Origin of the sequence: Kribbella jejuensis (assembly GCF_006715085.1) — a bacterium.
GTDB classification, from domain to species: Bacteria; Actinomycetota; Actinomycetes; order Propionibacteriales; family Kribbellaceae; genus Kribbella; species Kribbella jejuensis.
The window spans coordinates 152,208-168,712 of the sequence record NZ_VFMM01000001.1 but is presented as its reverse complement, the minus strand read 5'-3'; the positions used below and the strand labels follow the sequence as shown (position 1 = coordinate 168,712).

Sequence of the window (16,505 nt, the reverse complement as noted above, 5' to 3'; positions counted from 1 at the left end):
GAACACCATGAGAGGCAGTCTGGACGGCCAGAGGGTGGTCGTGATCGGTGGGAGTTCGGGCATCGGGTTGGCAACCGCGCACCAGGCACGTGCCGCCGGAGCCCGGGTGGTCATCACCGGCCGGAATCCCGAACGGCTCGCGAAGGCGGCGGCCGAGGTCGACGCGGAGAGCGCGCCGGCGCTGGATCTGAGCGATCCGGCCCGCCTCACGGAGGTGTTCGGGGAGCTGCCGGCGCAGCTCGACCACGTCCTGGTGAGTGGCGGCGGCCCGTTCTACACACCGATCGCCGAGCTCGACTTCGACCACGCCCGACGCGTCCTCGACGAAGAGCTGCTCGGATCGTTGCGAGTTGCCCAGCTCTGTATCGGTCGCGTGCGTCCGGGCGGTTCGCTCACGCTGATCAGCGGCACCGGCGCGCGTCGGCCGGGTGTCGGGTTGAGCGTCGCGGCGATCGGAACGGTCGGCCTGCAGGCGATCGCAGCGAACGCAGCGCTCGAGCTGGCGCCGATCCGGGTGAACGCGGTCGCCGCCGGATTCGTCGACACCCCGCTGTCGGCGCGGTTGCTCGGAGACCAGCTGGACGAGCGCCGCGCCGACCTGCGGACCACGCTGCCGATTCGCCGCGTCGTCGGCCCGGACGACGTCGCGACGCTGATCCTGCACCTGATGACGAACACCGCGCTGACCGGCGCGACGTACGACATCGACGGGGGTCAACAACTGCTCAGAGGTTAAGACTCGTCGGGCAGGGCCTCGCGCAGTTGGCGGCGGGAGCTGATCGAGAGCTTGTCGAAGATCTTGCGGAGGTGCCATTCGACGGTCCGTGGACTCAGGAACAGGCGGGTGCCGACCTCGGGATTCGACAGGCCGTCACGCACGAGCAAGGCAATCTGCAACTCCTGCGGCGTGAGTTCGTTGCCGGCGGCCGGCGTACTTGCCCGTCGGCGGACCGTCTCGCCGGTCGCCTGCAGTTCCCGGCGTGCCCGCTCCGCGAACGCGGTCATCCCGATCGACGCGAACGCCTCGAACGCGACCCGCAGCTCGGTGCGCGCGTCGCCCCGGCGGGCACGGCGCCGCAGCCATTCGCCGTACACCAGGTGGGCGCGGGCCAGGTCCGGACGTAGCCGGGTGCCGTCGAGGTACTTGATCGCCTCCAGGTACGCGTCCTCGGCGTCGAGGACGAGCGCCCGCGCGCGGGCCTCGATGCCGCGGCCCCAGGGCGCGTCGATGCCGCGGGTCTTCGCTTGCAGCCGTTCGAGCGCGGCGGCGGCCTCGGCGGCCCGGCCGGCCCGGACCGCCGCCTCGACCCGCTCGCTGAGCGCCCAGGAGGACACGAAGAGCTCGGGTGTGTCGTCGCTCGCTGATGTTGCCCAGGGCAACGCTTCGTCATGCCGGCCGAGCCCGTTCAGGACCACGGCGCGGGCCCAGCGCGCGTATTGCGCCGCCGTACCCTGCCCCTCGGCGGTCGTGCTCGCGATCGTGTCGTCGATCAAGGGGAACGCCTCGTCCGGGCGGCCGCGGAGTGCCGCGAGGACGAGGGCGCCGTACGGCCCGATGTGGGTGCCGGTCGCCTCCCGGACCGCGTCGGCCTCGGCCCGCAGCGACGTCGCCTCGGCGAAGTCACCGGCCAGCGCGACCACCTGGCCGAGGACGTTGACGCCGACCGCGAGGACCGCCAGCGCGCCGGCGCCGCGGGCGATCTCGACCTGCCGGGTGGCCGTGGACAGGCACGACTCGAAGTCCCACGCGGTCGCGGCGGCTGCCGTGCCGAGCCAGCCCCACCGCAGTACCTCCTCGGGACTCGCCTCCTGCCCGCCGAACGCGAGCGCGGCCTTCTCGAGCAGGGGCACCGCGTGAGCCTGCCCCTCCACGAACAACGAGGACAGGCCGTCCAGCAGTACGTCGGAACTCTTCGTAGCCGACCGTGGCGCCGTCCGGGCCGCGAGCGACACCTCGCGGAGACCGGTCTCCGTGGCCAACGGCCCCGCGAACAGCGCCGCGCTCCAGGCGTCGAGGTATGTGTCCCGAGCGAGTCGCGCATCGAGAGGTTCGAGGGTCGCGGCCGCGCGCAGCAGCAGACCGGGCGCGTCACCGCCGCGCTGCTGCGCGTACGCCGCCTCGGCCCGGAGCAGATCGATCCGGGCGCGGCCGAGATCGTCGAGCTCACCCGCCTGCGCGGTCGCGATCAGTGCCCACGCGGTCGCGAACGCGCCCGCCTGGACGCTCGCGTGCGCGCCGGCCAGTGCGCGTTCGGTCCGCCGTACCGGATCTCGGGTCAACGAGACCGCGCGCTGCAGGAACGCCGCGGCTGCCGCGAAGCCGCCACGGGCCTGCGCGCGATCCGCGGATCGCTCCAGCTCCAGGGCGACGGCTTCGTCCGGACCGGTCGCCGCCGCGGCCCGGTGCCAGGCGCGGCGGTCGGGATCGGCCGCTTCGTCGGTCGCGTCGGCCAGCGCGAGATGGACGGCGCGGCGCTCGGTCGCGGACGCCGATCCGTACAGTGCCGACCGCACGAGCGGATGCCGGAACGTGACCCGCTCGCCGAGGGTGACCAGGCCGTCGATCTCGGCGAACACCTCGTCGATGCCGAGCTGGTCGGCGGCCCGGCGGACCAGGACCGGATCGCCCATCGGCTCAGCCGCCGCGACGAGCAGCAGCTGCCGGGTCGGTGCGGGCAGGGTGTCCGCCTGCCGCAGGAAGCTCTGCTCGATCCGCCCCGGCAGACCTTGTTGACCTACCAGACCGAAGCCCGCCGCGAGCTGGGTCGCGGTCAGGCCGCGCGGCAGCTCCAGCAGCGCCAGCGGATTGCCGCGGGTCTCCGCGACGATCCGGTTCCGGATCGGCTCGTCGAGCAGGAACTCGACGGCCGAACCGAGCAACGCGAGCGCGTCGTCGTCCGGCAGACCGTCGACCCCGAGTTCGGGCAGACCGCTCAGCTCCACGCCGGGTTCGCGGGCACCGAACAACAACCCGACCGCTTCGGCGCCGATCCGCCGGGCGACGAAGCCGAGCGTCTGAGCGGTGGCGGTGTCGAGCCATTGGACGTCGTCGACGACAACCAGCACAGGCTGTTCGTCCGCGAGGTCCGAGATCAGACTCAGGACGGCGAGGCCGACCATGAACCGGTCCGGCGCAGGGCCGGGCGCGAGCCCGAACACGGTCGCGAGCGCACGGCGTTGCGGCTCGGGGATCCGGTCCAGGCGATCGAGCAGTGGTACGCACAATTGGTGCAGCGCCGCGAAGGCGAGCTCCATCTCGGACTGGACGCCGACAGCGCGCAGCATCGAGAAGCCGGTCGCGGTCTCGGCCGCGTAGTTGAGCAGCGCGGTCTTGCCGACCCCGGCCTCGCCGCGGACGACGAGTACTCGGCTCGTCCCGTGGCGGACGTCGGCCAGCAGGCGGTCGAGTACGGAGCGCTCGGCCCGCCGGCCGAGCAACTTCGTCTCCCGTGCGCGTTCCGCCCCCAGACCGCGGAACTGTTCTTCTCGCTCCACAGTCGGCCGCCTTCCACCCCGGAGGCCTCAGACTAAATCGGCCCGGCCCGGGTTGACCACCTGCTCAGGCCGTCGGGTTCGGGCCGAGCGCCGCGTCGAGGAGGTCGCCGAGTTGCTCGAGCTGGCTCGCGGAGAGGTTGGTGAACGACGTCTTGAAGACGGCGTTCACCGCATCCTGGCCGTCCGCGCGGAGCTGCTCGCCTTTCGGGGTCAACCGATGTTTGACGGCACGGCCGGGGCCGGGGACACGCTCGATCAGGCCGCGATCGGCCATCCGGGTCGCCAGCGACCCGAAGGACTGGTCGGTCTGGAACGTGAGCACCGCCAGGTCGTGCAGCGACGCGTCGGGGTGGCGCTCCAGGTGGCGCAGCGTGTCCCACTGCACCAGTGACAGGCCCAGCGGCGCGAGCGCCTGGCTCAGCGCGCGGTGATGACGGTACTGCAGACGCTTGACGGCCAGGGCGACATCCGCGGGCTGGTGCCTCATGGGACTTATTGTATCAGGTTGCTTAGATCAGCTTATTGATATAAGGTTCCTGATATAAACATCCTGAGATTCCCCGTGGAGGGTGAACGATGAGTACGCCGATTCCTGCCGGATCGCTCCGGTCCCTGACCACCGCCGGCGGCATCACTGTCCAGGACCGTGATCGCACTCGTTCGTTTCTGCTCCTGCACGGTGGTGGCGGCGTACTGACGATGGCCGGATTCGCCGACCTGCTGGCCGAGCGCACGCGTTCGCGCGTCCTGCTGCCCACCCATCCCGGCTTCGGTGGGACGCCGCGACGCGATGCGATCCGAGATGTTCGCGACCTGGCGGCGGCGTACGTCGGGATGCTCGAGGAGTTCGAGCTCGCTGACGTGACCGTGATCGGCAACTCCTTCGGTGGTTGGCTCGCGGCGGAGATCGCGCTGCAGCACAGCCCGCGGGTGGGCGGCGCGGTGATCGTGGACGGGATCGGCATCGAGGTCGAGGATCATCCGCTGACCGATGTGAGCGGATTGTCGATCCCTGAGCTCCAGGCGCTGTCCCGGCACGACCCGTCGAAGGCGCCGACACCGACACCGACACCGGTGAGCGGGACAGCCACGGCCGGTGCGCCCGCCGACCCGCGTGAGGTCACGGGGCCGAGCCCGGACGTCCGTGCGCTGATCGGCTACACCGGCCCGACGATGTCCGACCCGACGTTGCTGACGCGGCTGGCCGGCATCGAGATCCCGGTGCACGTGATCTGGGGTGAGAGCGACCGGATCGCCGGCCCCGAGTACGGCAAGGCGTACGCCGCGGCGATCCCAGGAGCGACGTACACACTGCTGCCGCGCACCGGTCACCTTCCCCAACTGGAGACACCCGAGCAACTACTCGACGCCGTGCAGCTTGGTCACGGCGTCAGCGGGTGATGCGGTCCACCCGGTGGCCGGTGTGGTCGAAGATGTGGATCTTGCTGGTGTCGAGGGCGAGCTGGATCCGGGTGCCGCGCTGGAGTTCGGTGTCGACCGGGAGTTCGACGACGAGGTCCGCGCGGCGGTGGGACGGTCCGTGAAACTCGACCGGCGTAGCAGGTGCGGCGCCCAGGCCGATCCGGCGGCGGAACCGGCCGAGGAGCGACGGTGTTGGCTCGGCCAACGGTGATGCGTGCGCCGGCCTGGGGCGGCCGATCCGGTCCGGGTCCACGATCTCGATCCCGCACTGGACGAACGCGATCGACTGCTGGCCGTGGAACTCGAAGGCGCGGATCGTCCCGGTCAGCTGGTTCGGGGCGTCCTGCGTGGTGATCAGGCTGAACGCGTTCGAGCGGGCGCCGACGATCACCGGTGCGCCGTGGTGGTGTCGCAGAATCAGCGAGCGGCGGTCGGTCGGGTCGAGGCCGATCGACTGGCTGCCGAATTCGAGCCGGACCCGGTGGTGCGCGGTCACGTTGACGGTCGCGGACATCAGGTTGATCCGTGGCGTGCCCAGGAAACCGGCCACGAACGCGGTCGCCGGGTCGTTGTAGACCTGCGTCGGCGTCCCGACGTCCTCGATCCGGCCGTCGCGCATCACCGCGATCCGGTTCGCGAGCGTGAGCGCCTCGACCTGGTCGTGGGTCACGTACAGCGTGGTCACGTTCAGGTCGCGGGTCATCGCGCCGATCTCCTGCCGGAGCTCGGTCCGCATGGTCGCGTCGAGGTTCGACAGCGGTTCGTCGAGCAGGAACACCTTCGGCCGCCGGACCAGCGCCCGTCCGATCGCCACCCGCTGCCGCTGGCCACCCGACAACGTCCACGGCATCCGGTCGAGCACCGACTCGATGCTGAGGATCTGCGCCAGCCCGACCGCGGTCGACCCCGCTTCGGCGTCGTCCTTCCCGGCGATCTGCAGCGGGAACATGATGTTCTCCTGCACGGTCCGGTTCGGGTACAGCGCGCCGGTCTGGAACACCATCGCGACGCCGCGTTCGCGTGGCGCCAGGTCGGTCCCTCTGGTCCGCCCGAACCACACCTCGCCCGACGTCACGCGCTCCAGGCCCGCGATCATCCGCAGCAGCGTGGTCTTCCCGCATCCCGACGGCCCGAGCAGCACCATGAACTCGCCGTCCCCGATCTCCAGTGACAGCTCGTCGACGGCCAGGTGTTCGCCATCGAACACCTTGGACACACCATCGAGCCGGATCGCCGTCATGTACGCCTTATACGGGAACTTCCGGTCCACCGGCAAGCACGGCCGCATGTACGTGCAAGTGCCTGAACGCTTGACTGTTCAGGGTTTCAGGACGGCTTGTCCGTTGACGACGACGGTCGTCAGTTCACCGAGGCCTCCGGCCGGCGTGCGGTTGAACTGGAGAAGGTCGGCTCGGGCACCTGCTTCGAGGCGGCCGCGGTCGTGCAGGCCGAGGAGATCGGCGGGCGTGGACGTCGCCATCGTGACGGCGACGTCCAACGGGAGATAGTTGGTGGACCAACGGAGACAGTCGAGGAGCGACGCGCCGCTGCCCGCGAGGTACGGCGTACCGGTCAGACGAAGGCTGCCGTCGGGAGTCACGGTGACCGAGCCGCCGACCGCGGTCTGGTAGTCGCCCGGGGCACAGCCCGCCAGCGCGGCTGCATCGCTGGTGAGGACGCAGCGTTCGACGCCCTTCGCGCGGACCAGCGCGGCGAACGTGTCGCCCGGCAGATGGTGGCCGTCGGCAATCAATCCGGCGGTCAACCGGTCCTCGGTGAGCTGCGGCCAGATCGGGTTCCGATGCCGGTCGAGCTGCGCCGGCAGCGCGTTGCCGAGGTGCGTCGACAACCTGCCGCCGGCGGCTGCGAACGCATGGACGTCATCGGCCGTCGCCAGCGAGTGGCCGATCGACGGCAGTACGCCGTGCGCCGCGAGGTGCCGGGTGAACTCGATCGCGCCGGTACGTTCCGGGGCCACGGTCATGATCGCGATCGCCCCGTCCGCGGCGTTCTGCCAGCGGTCGAACTCGTCCGCGTCGGGGTCCCGGATCACGGCCGGATCGTGCGCTCCGCGCGCACCGTCCACCGACGAGATGTACGGACCTTCGAGGTGCAGACCGGGTACGCCGTACCGCACGACCGGATCGTCGGCGCGCGCGGCCGCGGCCGCCGTCACGAGCCTGGTCGTGGTCGCATCGTCGGCGGAGACGATCGTCGGATAGACCGTGGTCACGCCCTGCGCCCAGAGGGCCCGAACGAGCGCGGGCAGCGCGTTGGCGGACGGATCGTTGACGTCGAGCCCGCCATACCCGTTGACCTGCAGGTCCACCAGCCCGGGAATCACCAGCACCTCCGGCGCCGACGGATGGTCATCAACCGCCTCGATCCCAGCGGCGGAGTACCGCACCCGCACCCCACGCCCGGCCGCCGTACGACCTTCCAGCACCGTCACAGTGGGCCGCCGCGGCCTGCTGCTGCGAAGGTTTGGAGGGTGCGGAGTTGGCGGCGGGAGGTGATGCCGAGTTTGGCGAAGGTTTTGCGGAGGTGCCATTCGACGGTGCGGGGGCTGATGAACAGTTGGGCGGCGATCTCCGGGTTGGTCAGGCCGTCGCGGGCGAGGCCGGCGATCTGGGCCTCCTGGGCGGTCAGGTCGTTGGTGGTTTCCGGGGTGCGTTTGCGGACGGTCTCGCCGGTGGCGAGGAGTTCGTGGCGGGCACGTTCGGCGAAGGCGTCGGCGCCCATCGCGGTCAGCTCTTCGTGGGCGGTCCGGAGGTGCTCGCGGGCGTCCTGGCGGCGGCCTTCGCGGCGGAGCCATTCGCCGTACAGGAGTTCGGCGCGGGCGAGCTCGATCCGGAGCGCGGTCTTGCCGAGGTGTTCGATCGAGGTGCGGTACGCGTTCTCGTCGTTGGTGAGGAGGGCGCGGGCGCGCGCTTCCATGCCGCGGCCCCAGTCGGTCGGCACGGCGGCGACGCGGTCGCTCAGCCAGGTGAGGGTGGTCTCGACGAGTTCGGTGTCGCCGGTGCGCGACGCGGCTTCGGACAGTTCCCCGACGACCAGAGCATCGTACGCGACCGGGTCCTGCAGGAAGACCTGGCGTGCGGCGTCGCGGGCCGCTTCGTAGCGGCCGAGTCCGTTGTTGAGGACGGCGTTGGTGTACGTCGCGATCGCGGTCATCCGGCCCTGCTGCTGGGCCCGGGCCTCGCGGATCATCGCGTCGATGAGCGGCGTCGCGGCGGATTCGTCGCCGCGGAGGGCCGCGAGCTGCATGGCGCCGATGCCCAGGACGCGGTTGCCGGTGGCGGTGGCGATCTGCCGCTCTTCCTCGACGTACCCCGCGGCCGCGGTCAGGTCGCCGGTCATCGAGACGACGTTCGCGCGGAAGTTGAGCGCCCATTGGAGTTGGACGAGTGCCCCGCTGTCGCGCGCGATCCGCTCGTGCCGGGTGGCCAGTTCGAGAGCGGCGTCGAGATCCCAGACGTCGATCGCGACAATCCCACTCGCCCGGTTGCCTGCCAACCACAACCACCCGCGTTCGTCTGCCGGCTCACCACGTCGCGCCTGCTCCAACGCCCCCACCAGCAGCGGAGCCGCCGCAGCGAAGCCCCGGGTGAAGCGGATCGCCAACCCCTGAAGAAGAAGCTCGCCGGAAGTGCCGGGGGTGGTGCCGGCGCCCGTCGGTTGGTCGGGGACTGCGGAGGCTATTTCGCCGAGGATGCCGGGGGTTTCGGGGCCGCTGGACCAGATGGCGGCCGACATCGCCTCGAGGTAGGTGATGCGGGCCTGGGTTCGGTCGTGGGGTTGTAGGTGGGCGGCGGCTTCGACGAGGGTGCGGGCGGCTTCGGCGGTGTGGCCTCGGTCGAAGGCGATTTCGCCTCGGAGGCGGGTGATTTCGGCGTCGCGGAGTGGGCTCGCCGGGCCGGTGGCGGCACCGTTCAACAGGTCCAGGGCGGCATCCAACGCGCCGGCGCTGCGTTTCGCGGTGGCCGCGGCCAGGATGCGATCCGCCCGGAGACCGGGGTCGATCGTCAACGCGGCCGACCGTTCCAAGAAGGTGCCTGCGGCAAAGAATCCACCACGGGCCCGGGCCCGCTGCGCGGACTGTTCGAGCTCCAGCGCGACGTCCTCGTCCGGTGTCATCGTCGCCTGCGCCCGGTGCCATGCGCGCCGGTCCGGATCCGTCGCGGGATCGGTCACCGCGGCCAGCGCCCGGTGGACGGCGAGCCGCTGCTGCGGGGTCGCCGTACGGTACGCCGCCGACCGTACCAACGGATGCCGGAACCGGATGTGCTGGTCGAACGTGATCAACCCCGACTCGGCCGCGCCGGCCGCCGCGTCCGCACCGAACCCGAGCTGCTCGGCGGCCCGCCACAACAACGTCGGGTCGCCCAACGGTTCGGCCGCCGCGGTGAGCAGCAGCAAGCGCGTATCGCTCGGCAGCCCTTCGAGCCGCCGCACGAACCCGTCCTCGATCCGCCCGGCCAGCGACCCGGACGCCAGCCCGTCCGCCAGCTCGGCCGCCGTCCACGCGCGGGGGAGTTCGAGCAGCGCCAGCGGATTGCCCCGCGTCTCGGCGACGATCCGGTCCCGCACCCGCGGGTCGATCGGCCCGGGCAGCACCGAGTCCAGCAGCGCCCGTGCGTCGGCGTCGTCCAGCCCGCGGATCGGCAGTACGTCGAGACCGTCGAAGGCGTGCTCGATCCCGTCCCGGACCGCGAACACCATCAGCACCGACTCGGCCGCGAGCCGTCGCGCGACGAACGCGAGGATCCGCGCCGACATCAGGTCCAGCCACTGCGCGTCGTCGACCACACAGACCACCGGCTCGGCACTGGACGCGAGCAGGTTCAGCACCGCCAGCCCGATCAGGAACCGGTCCGGCGTCGGACCGTTCCGCAGTCCGAACGCCGTGCCCAGAGCATCACGCTGCGGAGCCGGCAGCCGATCGAGCTGCTCCAGGAACGGCAGGCACAGCTGGTGCAGACCGGCGTACGCGAGCTCCATCTCGGACTCGATCCCTGCCGTCCGCGTGACCCGGCAGCCGTCGGCGCCGGCGACCATCGCGTCGAGCAGGGCCGACTTGCCGACGCCGGCCTCGCCGGTCAGTACCAGCACCTGACTACGCCCGGCTTTCGCCTCGCTGACCAGACCGTTCAGTACGTCGTACTCGCGCTGCCGGCCACGAAGCTTTCTCACGCGGGCAAGCCTAGGCCCTGTCTACTGGGTCAGCTGCCGGCCGGGAGGCTAGACCAGGACGACCGGGCCGCGGGCCAGACGGGCGACCTCGGTGTTGGAGCGGTCGGCTGCGAGGACGGTGAGGGCTGCCGCCGTGGATTCGGCGAGGACTGCCGCGGGTCCGTCGGCGGTGCCGCAGCGGACGTCGACCTCGGGGTAGACGGTCCGCCACGCGGACACGCAGTTCGCGTCGGCTGTCGTCTGCAGCACGGTCAGGCCGGTGCCGCGGAGGCGCGCCGCGCCGAACGCGAACCCCAACGCATCCGACCGGTCGACCCCGTCAACGGCCACCACCACCCGCCCGGACGACGGCCCAACCGTACGGTCCGGCATCAACCCAACCACCGCCAGCGACACCGACCCCCGCCGCACCGAACCCCGCACCGAGATCGCCGCCCGCAGGCGACCCAGGACCCGCAACCCGAACGGCGAGCCGCGGTGGGCGAGGCGGGTGGCGAGGCGGCGTTCGAAGGTGTGGCCGTGGGCGATGACGATGAGGGCGGCGTCGTCGTCTGCTTCGCTCAGCAGGGCATCGATCGCACGTCCGGGGAAGACCGTCGAGCTGATCCGCAGGCTCGGGAAGATCTTCCGGACATGCTCGATGGCGTCGTCCACGACAACCTCAGCGGTTTCCAGGTCCCGCTCTTCCACCGTGAGCTCACCGAGCGCGTCAAGCAGGTACGGCCACCGGAACGCGTACACCACCCGCAGCTCAGCGCCCCGGGCCGCGGCCTCAGCAGCCGCCCAGTCCAAGGCGTCCTGGCTGCCCTGCTCCAGTAGAACTACGACCTGCGTCACGGTGGTGCCTCTCTGTCTGGTGACACCACCGTCTCGTCAGACCACGGTGCATCACACCAGGGAGAACCACGTGCCCCTCACTGGTCGAGCAACGCCAGTGCCTCGCTGATAGACCCGGTGACCGGCATCCCGGTCGCTTCCAGAGCCTCGCGCGTCATCGCACCGGTAGTGACAAGAACACACTGCGTACCGGCCGCCTCCGCCGCGTGAGCGTCGTCAACCACGTCCCCGATCAGTACGACGCCTGCCGGGTCCAACTGCAGCTCCTGGAGGTGCCGGATCAGACTGTCCGCCTTGGATCCACCTCCCACCTCACCAGGCAGCCCGTCGACCCGGCTGAAGTACTGCGTGAGCCCGTACAGCTCCACGGTCGGGGTGAGACGCGAGTGGAACCACATCGACAGCAACGACTGGGTCCGTCCGCCGGCGCCCCAGGCACGCAGTACGTCGTGGGCACCGATGGCGAGCTCACACGTGTGCAGGAGTGCGTCGTACCGCTGGTGGTAGAGCTTGTCGACCTGCTCCCACTCCGCGTCGTCCAGGACGCGCTGCAGGATCTGCTCGTACGACAGCCGCATCGGCCGCGCGTACGCCGCCTGCCACTCGGCCCAGGTCAGCTCCGGCCGCCCGAACCCGGCGCAGACCTCGTTGACAGCTGCGAGCACGGCATCGTTGTCGTTGAGCAGCGTGCCGTTCCAGTCCCACACCACATGCGAAATCACGAGCACAGCGTAGTTGGGAGTGAGAGGATGCTGCGCATGCCCGAGTTCGTGCACGCGCAGGAGCTGTCGGCTGGGTTCTATGCAGACGTGGTCGCGCCTGTGCTCGGCAGCACCGGTCATGCGGCTGGCCTACTGGGCTGGGGTTCCGATGTGCTCGGCTACGACACCGCACGCTCGATGGACCACGACTGGGGTCCACGGCTGATCGTCCTGGTCGACGAGCCCGCGACGGTGCTCAAGCAGGTCGAGGCGGTGCTGCCGGACGAGTACCGCGGCTTCCCGGTCCGCTTCGGCTCGGATGTTCATGCCGTAGAGCACCGCGTGACTGTAGCGACGCTCAGCGACTGGCTGCGGGGACACTTGGGGTTCGACGCTTCGCAGGGCGTCGGTGTCGACGACTGGCTGGTCACACCGCAGCAGCAGTTCCTGGGTGTCGTGAAAGGACAGGTGTACGCCGACGACGGCCGGCTCGCGCCGGTGCGCGCAGCCCTCGCCTGGTACCCGGACGAGATCTGGCGGTGGCTGATGGCCTGCCAGTGGACGCGGATCGCGCAGGAGGAACCGTTCATGCAGCGCACCCACGAGGTCGGCGACGAGCTCGGGTCCCGGGTGGTCGCGGCGCGGCTCGTCCGCGAGGTGATGCGGCTCGCGTTGCTGCAGTCCCGCGAGTACGCACCGTACACGAAATGGCTGGGTACGGCGTTCGCCCGGCTCGGCCATCCGGACGGGCTGGACCGCGCGCTCACGGATACGGTTGCCGCGGGCAACTTCGCGGACCGGGAGCGGGCACTGGTGGCGGCGTACGAGCTGGTCGGCCGGCGGCACAACGCGCTCGGGATCACCGCCGAGCTCGACGTAGCGCCGCGGCTGTTCTTCGACCGTCCGGCGCTGGTCCTGGATGCCGCGCGGTTCGCGACGGCCTGTCACGCGACGGTGTCGGATCCGCAGCTGAAGCGGGTCGGGCCGATCGGGTCGATCGATCAGTTCGTGGACAGCACCGACGTACTGAGCAATCCGTCTGCCTACCGCCGCCTGCTGGGAGTCTTCCGATGACGTTGTCGCAGCACGTGATTGCCTCGCTGAGCACCGTGCAAGTCCGGTACGAGTACCTGCGGACGATCGGCCGCAACTCGTTCCTCGGCAGCCACGGGAACGGCGGCAGCGTCACGGCGTACGTCGTCGAGACGAGCCGCGGCGCCACCGGTTGGGGACTTCCGCTGCACGACGGGGATCCCGGACCGCTGATCGGGCGCCCACTGGCCGAGCTGATCGATCCGGAGCGTGGGGTGATCGACGCGGCGGCGGAGTTCCTCGACTACCCGTTGCACGATCTGGCGGCGCACATCCTCGAGCTGCCGGTCTATGCGATGCTCGGCGGCGCCGGATCGCCGCGGGTCCGCTGCTACAGCGGCGGGATCTACTTCGACGACCTGGACGGCGGGCTGGACGCGATCCGGGCGAATCTCGCGCAGGACCACGCGTTCGGGTTTCGCGACTTCAAGCTGAAGATCGGCCGCGGGCACCGCTGGATGGACGCGCGGACCGGTCTGGCGCGAGACATCGAGGCGACCCGGCTCGCGCGCGAGTTGTACCCGGACGCCGCGATCCTGGTCGACGGCAACGACGGGTTCACGGTCAACGGCCTGTTCGAGTACCTCGACGGGGTCGAGGACTGCGACCTGTACTGGATCGAGGAGCCGTTCGCGGAACGGCGTCCGGACCTGCAGACGTTGCGCGAACGGCTCCAGGGATCGACCCGGGTCGCCGACGGCGAGTACGAGCCGAACGTCGGGCATGTACTCGCACTGGCCGACGAGGGCCTGATAGACGTGGCCCTGATGGACGTCATCGGCCACGGCCTCACCAAGTGGCGCCACACCATGCCCGTACTGAAGGCCGAGGCCTCACCGCACGCCTGGGGCCTGCCACTCAAGACCCTGTACGCCGCCCACCTGGCAGCCGGCCTGGGGAACACCCCGATCATCGAGGGCGTCCCCGGCCCAGGCAGCTACACCCTCGACGACGGTTATGTCGTACTCTCCGACGAGCCCGGCTTCGGACTCTCTCTGCCGTAGATCTCCTGCAGGATCCGTCACATGTCCAGAACCAGGTCGGTGGTCGGACGGGAGCAGCAGAGCAGAACCTGTCCGTCCGGCGGGGGCTCCAGCGGGGTGGGGGAGTAGCTGAGTTCTCCTGCGAGCAGGGGAGTCACGCAGTTGTGGCAGACGCCGGTCCGGCAGCTCCAGCGGGTTGGTACGTCGCATGCTTCAGCCAGTTCGAGCAGAGTGCCCTCTCGCATGGCCGTGGAGATACCGCTCCGCGCGAACGTCACCAGTGGACCTGTGCCGGGCGCTCCGTCCGGCTGGTGTGGTGGTCTGGTCGGTTCGCTGACAACACCTGGATTCATCGATGCCAACGCACCGAACAACTCCGTGCGGACTCGGCTGATGCCCAAGCTGTTCAACGCTCCCTGCATGTCGGTCATGAACGACTGCGGCCCGCACACGTACGCCGTGGCGTCGGTCGGCAACCCCAACTCCAGCAGCCTCTCCTTGGTCAGCCGGCCGTCCGTCGAGCTGTAGTACACGTGCTCATGTGCATGCGGCAGTTGCGCCAGCAGGGCGTGTGCTTCAGCCGCCAGCGCGTCGTCAGCCGGCGTACGGGCTGCGTGTACCCACCACACCTCGCGGCTGGTGCCCTTCAGGGAGTGGAGCATGGCGAGGACCGGCGTCACGCCGATACCGGCAGAGAGCAGTAGTACCGGCCCGGTGTCTTCGTCCAGCACGAAGTCACCGCGGGGCGCCGCGACCTCCAGCACGCTCCCGGGCTGCAGTTGGCTCATGTAGGCACTGCCGACACCGTGCGGCTCCTGCTTGACGCTGACGCGGTAGCCGGGAGACGTGGACAGCGAATAGCTCCGTACGGCGCCCGGCAGCTTGAAGGTCAGGTACTGACCAGCCATCGCCGGAGGCAACTCGTCACCAGCCAGCCGAATCGAGAACACGCTGTCGGACTCGGGGACGACCTCCTCCACCCGCAGCTCCCGAAAACCGTCCCAGGCAGGCTTCGGAGTGACCTCCTCCTTCAGCAGGTCACGGAACGAGCCCTGCCAACCAGGGCTGAGCGCAGGAATCCGTACGGCGGTCCGCAGCTTCTCCACGTCCCGCCCGGGCAGATACAGGAGCGCGTCCGTGTCGGACACGCTCAACGCACCCGGTCCGGTAGCAGTCTTCAGGATCGAGTCACCGGCAGTGATCTCGCCTTCCGTGATCACCCGGCAGTAGAACCCCGGACGATGGTGGCTGACGAGCAGCGACGGCAGCTCCGGCTCACCCATCCGCAGACCGACCCGGTAGCAGGTCACCCGCGGTTGCGTCACCTCCAGCTCCGTCGTGCCGATCCGGTACCGGTCGCCGATGCAGACCTCGTCGTCGGGCAGTCCGTCGACCGTGAGGTTCTCCCCGAACTGCCCGTAGACGAAGTCGTCCCGGCCGAAGTGCTGCTCCCAGTGCCGGTAGGAGGCGATCTGGTACACGAAGACCGCCCGCTGTTCACCGCCGTGGCCCGCGGTGTCGCCCTGACCGTCGCCGTCGAGGTTCAGCCGACGAACCGTCACAGGGCCTTCGACAGGCTGTTTCCAGACGCCGGTGTAAACGGTCCGGCCGTTCCACTCCACATTCTTGGGCAGACCGACGTTCACCGACTGCACAGTCCCACTACTCATCTGATCAGACTCCAACCGCTGACGCCCTCCGTCCATCTCCATCTCGCCGTGTACACCAATTGGACACCGCTTACCGCGGGACGGCCGCTGGGCGTAGGTTTGGCGTTCATGGCCATGTTCGACCTTTCCCTCGACAAGCTCCGCGCGTACCGGCCCGAGGTGGCCGCGCCCGCCGACCTGGTCGACTTCTGGCGCCGCTCGATCGAGAAGGCGCGCACCGACGACCTGTCCGCCACGTTCACCGAGATCGACAACAAGCTCGCGGTGATCGACACCTACGACGTCACGTACGCCGGCTTCGGCGGCACCCCGGTGCGGGGCTGGCTGCACGTCCCGGCCGGCGCCGACGGTCCGCTGCCGACCGTCGTGCAGTACCACGGCTACAGCGGCGGTCGCGGTCTGCCGCAGTCGACCACGCTGTGGGCGCAGGCAGGCTACGCGCACTTCGTGATGGACACCCGCGGCCAGGGCTACAGCCAGGGTGGCTTCGAGAGCACCCCGGACGACACGCCGTACGCCGGTTTGAACCACACGCCGGGCTTCATGACGTTGGGTATCACGAACCCGGAGACGTACTACTACCGCCGGGTGTACATCGACGCGGTGCGGGCACTGGACGCGGCCCGGACGTCGCCGTTCGTGGACCCGGGCAAGATCATCGTCACCGGCGGCAGCCAGGGCGGCGGGATCTCGATCGCCGCGGCCGGCCTCGCGCCGCTGGCCGGGATCGACCTGCTCGGCTGCGCTCCCGACGTACCGTTCCTGTGCCACTTCGAGCGGGCGCTGCAGATCACCGACAACGACCCGTACGGCGAGATCACCCGGTACCTGAAGGGCTTCCGGCAGGACGTCGACACGGTCCTCAACACCCTCAGCTACTTCGACGGCGTCAACCTCGGCCGCCTGGCCACCGCACCGGCCCTGTTCTCCGTCGCCCTCATGGATGCCACGTGCCCACCGTCGACGGTCTTCGCGGCGTACAACCACTACGCCAGCGATCAGAAGCACATCGAGGTCTACCAGTACAACGAACACGAGGGCGGCCAAACCTACCAGCAACTAGCCCAACTCGACTGGTTCGCGCGGATCTTCCAGGAGGCTGCACGGTAGGT

13 protein-coding genes are annotated in these 16,505 nt (G+C 69.9%); 5 read left to right on the top strand and 8 right to left on the bottom strand.

The window, feature by feature from the left end; genetic code table 11:
- Positions 1-7 precede the first annotated feature (7 nt).
- Positions 8-736: an SDR family oxidoreductase gene (locus FB475_RS00835; RefSeq protein WP_141851551.1), complete on the top strand. Its 729-nt coding sequence runs from the start codon at positions 8-10 to the stop codon at positions 734-736.
- Here FB475_RS00835 and FB475_RS00830 read toward each other — a convergent pair.
- Complete coding sequence (locus FB475_RS00830; RefSeq protein ID WP_202878218.1) at positions 733-3,495, bottom strand: helix-turn-helix transcriptional regulator; 2,763 nt, start codon at positions 3,493-3,495, stop codon at positions 733-735. The two genes, FB475_RS00835 and FB475_RS00830, sit on opposite strands and share 4 nt — an antisense overlap.
- 64 nt (positions 3,496-3,559) lie before the next feature.
- The gene (locus FB475_RS00825) at positions 3,560-3,982 is read right to left on the bottom strand and encodes a MarR family winged helix-turn-helix transcriptional regulator (RefSeq protein ID WP_141851549.1); all 423 of its coding nucleotides are present in this window, start codon (positions 3,980-3,982) and stop codon (positions 3,560-3,562) included.
- 89 nt (positions 3,983-4,071) lie between these two features.
- On the opposite strand from FB475_RS00825, the gene FB475_RS00820 reads away from it, so the two are divergent.
- Positions 4,072-4,896 carry an alpha/beta fold hydrolase gene (locus FB475_RS00820; RefSeq protein ID WP_141851548.1) on the top strand — a complete coding sequence of 275 codons (825 nt, stop codon included), beginning with the start codon at positions 4,072-4,074 and terminating at the stop codon, positions 4,894-4,896.
- Here FB475_RS00820 and FB475_RS00815 read toward each other — a convergent pair.
- The 5 genes from FB475_RS00815 to FB475_RS00795 all read right to left on the bottom strand — a co-directional run bounded on the left by FB475_RS00815 (position 4,886) and on the right by FB475_RS00795 (position 11,669).
- The gene (locus FB475_RS00815; RefSeq protein WP_141851546.1) at positions 4,886-6,157 is read right to left on the bottom strand and encodes an ABC transporter ATP-binding protein; all 1,272 of its coding nucleotides are present in this window, start codon (positions 6,155-6,157) and stop codon (positions 4,886-4,888) included. The two genes, FB475_RS00820 and FB475_RS00815, sit on opposite strands and share 11 nt — an antisense overlap.
- 78 nt (positions 6,158-6,235) lie before the next feature.
- On the bottom strand, positions 6,236-7,369 hold the full coding sequence (locus tag FB475_RS00810; RefSeq protein ID WP_185758982.1) for an N-acetylglucosamine-6-phosphate deacetylase: 1,134 nt from the start codon (positions 7,367-7,369) through the stop codon (positions 6,236-6,238).
- The gene (locus FB475_RS00805) at positions 7,366-10,110 is read right to left on the bottom strand and encodes a helix-turn-helix transcriptional regulator (protein ID WP_141851542.1); all 2,745 of its coding nucleotides are present in this window, start codon (positions 10,108-10,110) and stop codon (positions 7,366-7,368) included. The genes FB475_RS00810 and FB475_RS00805 overlap by 4 nt, the downstream gene beginning before the upstream one ends.
- Before the next feature lie 48 nt (positions 10,111-10,158).
- Positions 10,159-10,947, bottom strand: coding sequence for a universal stress protein (locus FB475_RS00800; protein WP_141851540.1), 789 nt, complete (start codon positions 10,945-10,947; stop codon positions 10,159-10,161).
- A gap of 77 nt (positions 10,948-11,024) precedes the next feature.
- Positions 11,025-11,669, bottom strand: a complete 645-nt coding sequence (locus FB475_RS00795; RefSeq protein ID WP_238331894.1) for an HAD family hydrolase — start codon at positions 11,667-11,669, stop codon at positions 11,025-11,027.
- Between the two features lie 36 nt (positions 11,670-11,705).
- Here FB475_RS00795 and FB475_RS00790 point away from each other — a divergent pair, with 36 nt between their 5' ends.
- Together FB475_RS00790 and FB475_RS00785 are read left to right on the top strand one after the other, a co-directional pair.
- On the top strand, positions 11,706-12,722 hold the full coding sequence (locus FB475_RS00790; protein ID WP_141851536.1) for a DUF4037 domain-containing protein: 1,017 nt from the start codon (positions 11,706-11,708) through the stop codon (positions 12,720-12,722).
- On the top strand, positions 12,719-13,744 hold the full coding sequence (locus FB475_RS00785; protein WP_141851534.1) for an enolase C-terminal domain-like protein: 1,026 nt from the start codon (positions 12,719-12,721) through the stop codon (positions 13,742-13,744). Before FB475_RS00790 ends, FB475_RS00785 begins: the two co-directional genes overlap by 4 nt.
- Positions 13,745-13,761: 17 nt before the next feature.
- Here the strand turns inward: FB475_RS00785 and FB475_RS00780 are convergent, their stop codons facing one another.
- Complete coding sequence (locus FB475_RS00780) at positions 13,762-15,393, bottom strand: MOSC and FAD-binding oxidoreductase domain-containing protein (RefSeq protein ID WP_141851532.1); 1,632 nt, start codon at positions 15,391-15,393, stop codon at positions 13,762-13,764.
- 108 nt (positions 15,394-15,501) lie between these two features.
- Between FB475_RS00780 and FB475_RS00775 the strand changes: the two genes are divergently transcribed.
- Positions 15,502-16,503: an acetylxylan esterase gene (locus FB475_RS00775; protein WP_141851530.1), complete on the top strand. Its 1,002-nt coding sequence runs from the start codon at positions 15,502-15,504 to the stop codon at positions 16,501-16,503.
- Positions 16,504-16,505 lie beyond the last annotated feature (2 nt).

What these genes read in the sequence shown, in the direction of transcription:
- FB475_RS00825 (WP_141851549.1), bottom strand. Translation starts at nt 3,982, where the DNA reads ATGAGGCACCAGCCCGCGGATGTCGCCCTGGCCGTCAAGCGTCTGCAG.
- FB475_RS00815 (WP_141851546.1), bottom strand. Translation starts at nt 6,157, where the DNA reads ATGACGGCGATCCGGCTCGATGGTGTGTCCAAGGTGTTCGATGGCGAA.
- FB475_RS00820 (WP_141851548.1), top strand. Translation starts at nt 4,072, where the DNA reads ATGAGTACGCCGATTCCTGCCGGATCGCTCCGGTCCCTGACCACCGCC.
- FB475_RS00780 (WP_141851532.1), bottom strand. Translation starts at nt 15,393, where the DNA reads ATGAGTAGTGGGACTGTGCAGTCGGTGAACGTCGGTCTGCCCAAGAAT.
- FB475_RS00790 (WP_141851536.1), top strand. Translation starts at nt 11,706, where the DNA reads ATGCCCGAGTTCGTGCACGCGCAGGAGCTGTCGGCTGGGTTCTATGCA.
- FB475_RS00785 (WP_141851534.1), top strand. Translation starts at nt 12,719, where the DNA reads ATGACGTTGTCGCAGCACGTGATTGCCTCGCTGAGCACCGTGCAAGTC.
- FB475_RS00775 (WP_141851530.1), top strand. Translation starts at nt 15,502, where the DNA reads ATGGCCATGTTCGACCTTTCCCTCGACAAGCTCCGCGCGTACCGGCCC.
- FB475_RS00835 (WP_141851551.1), top strand. Translation starts at nt 8, where the DNA reads ATGAGAGGCAGTCTGGACGGCCAGAGGGTGGTCGTGATCGGTGGGAGT.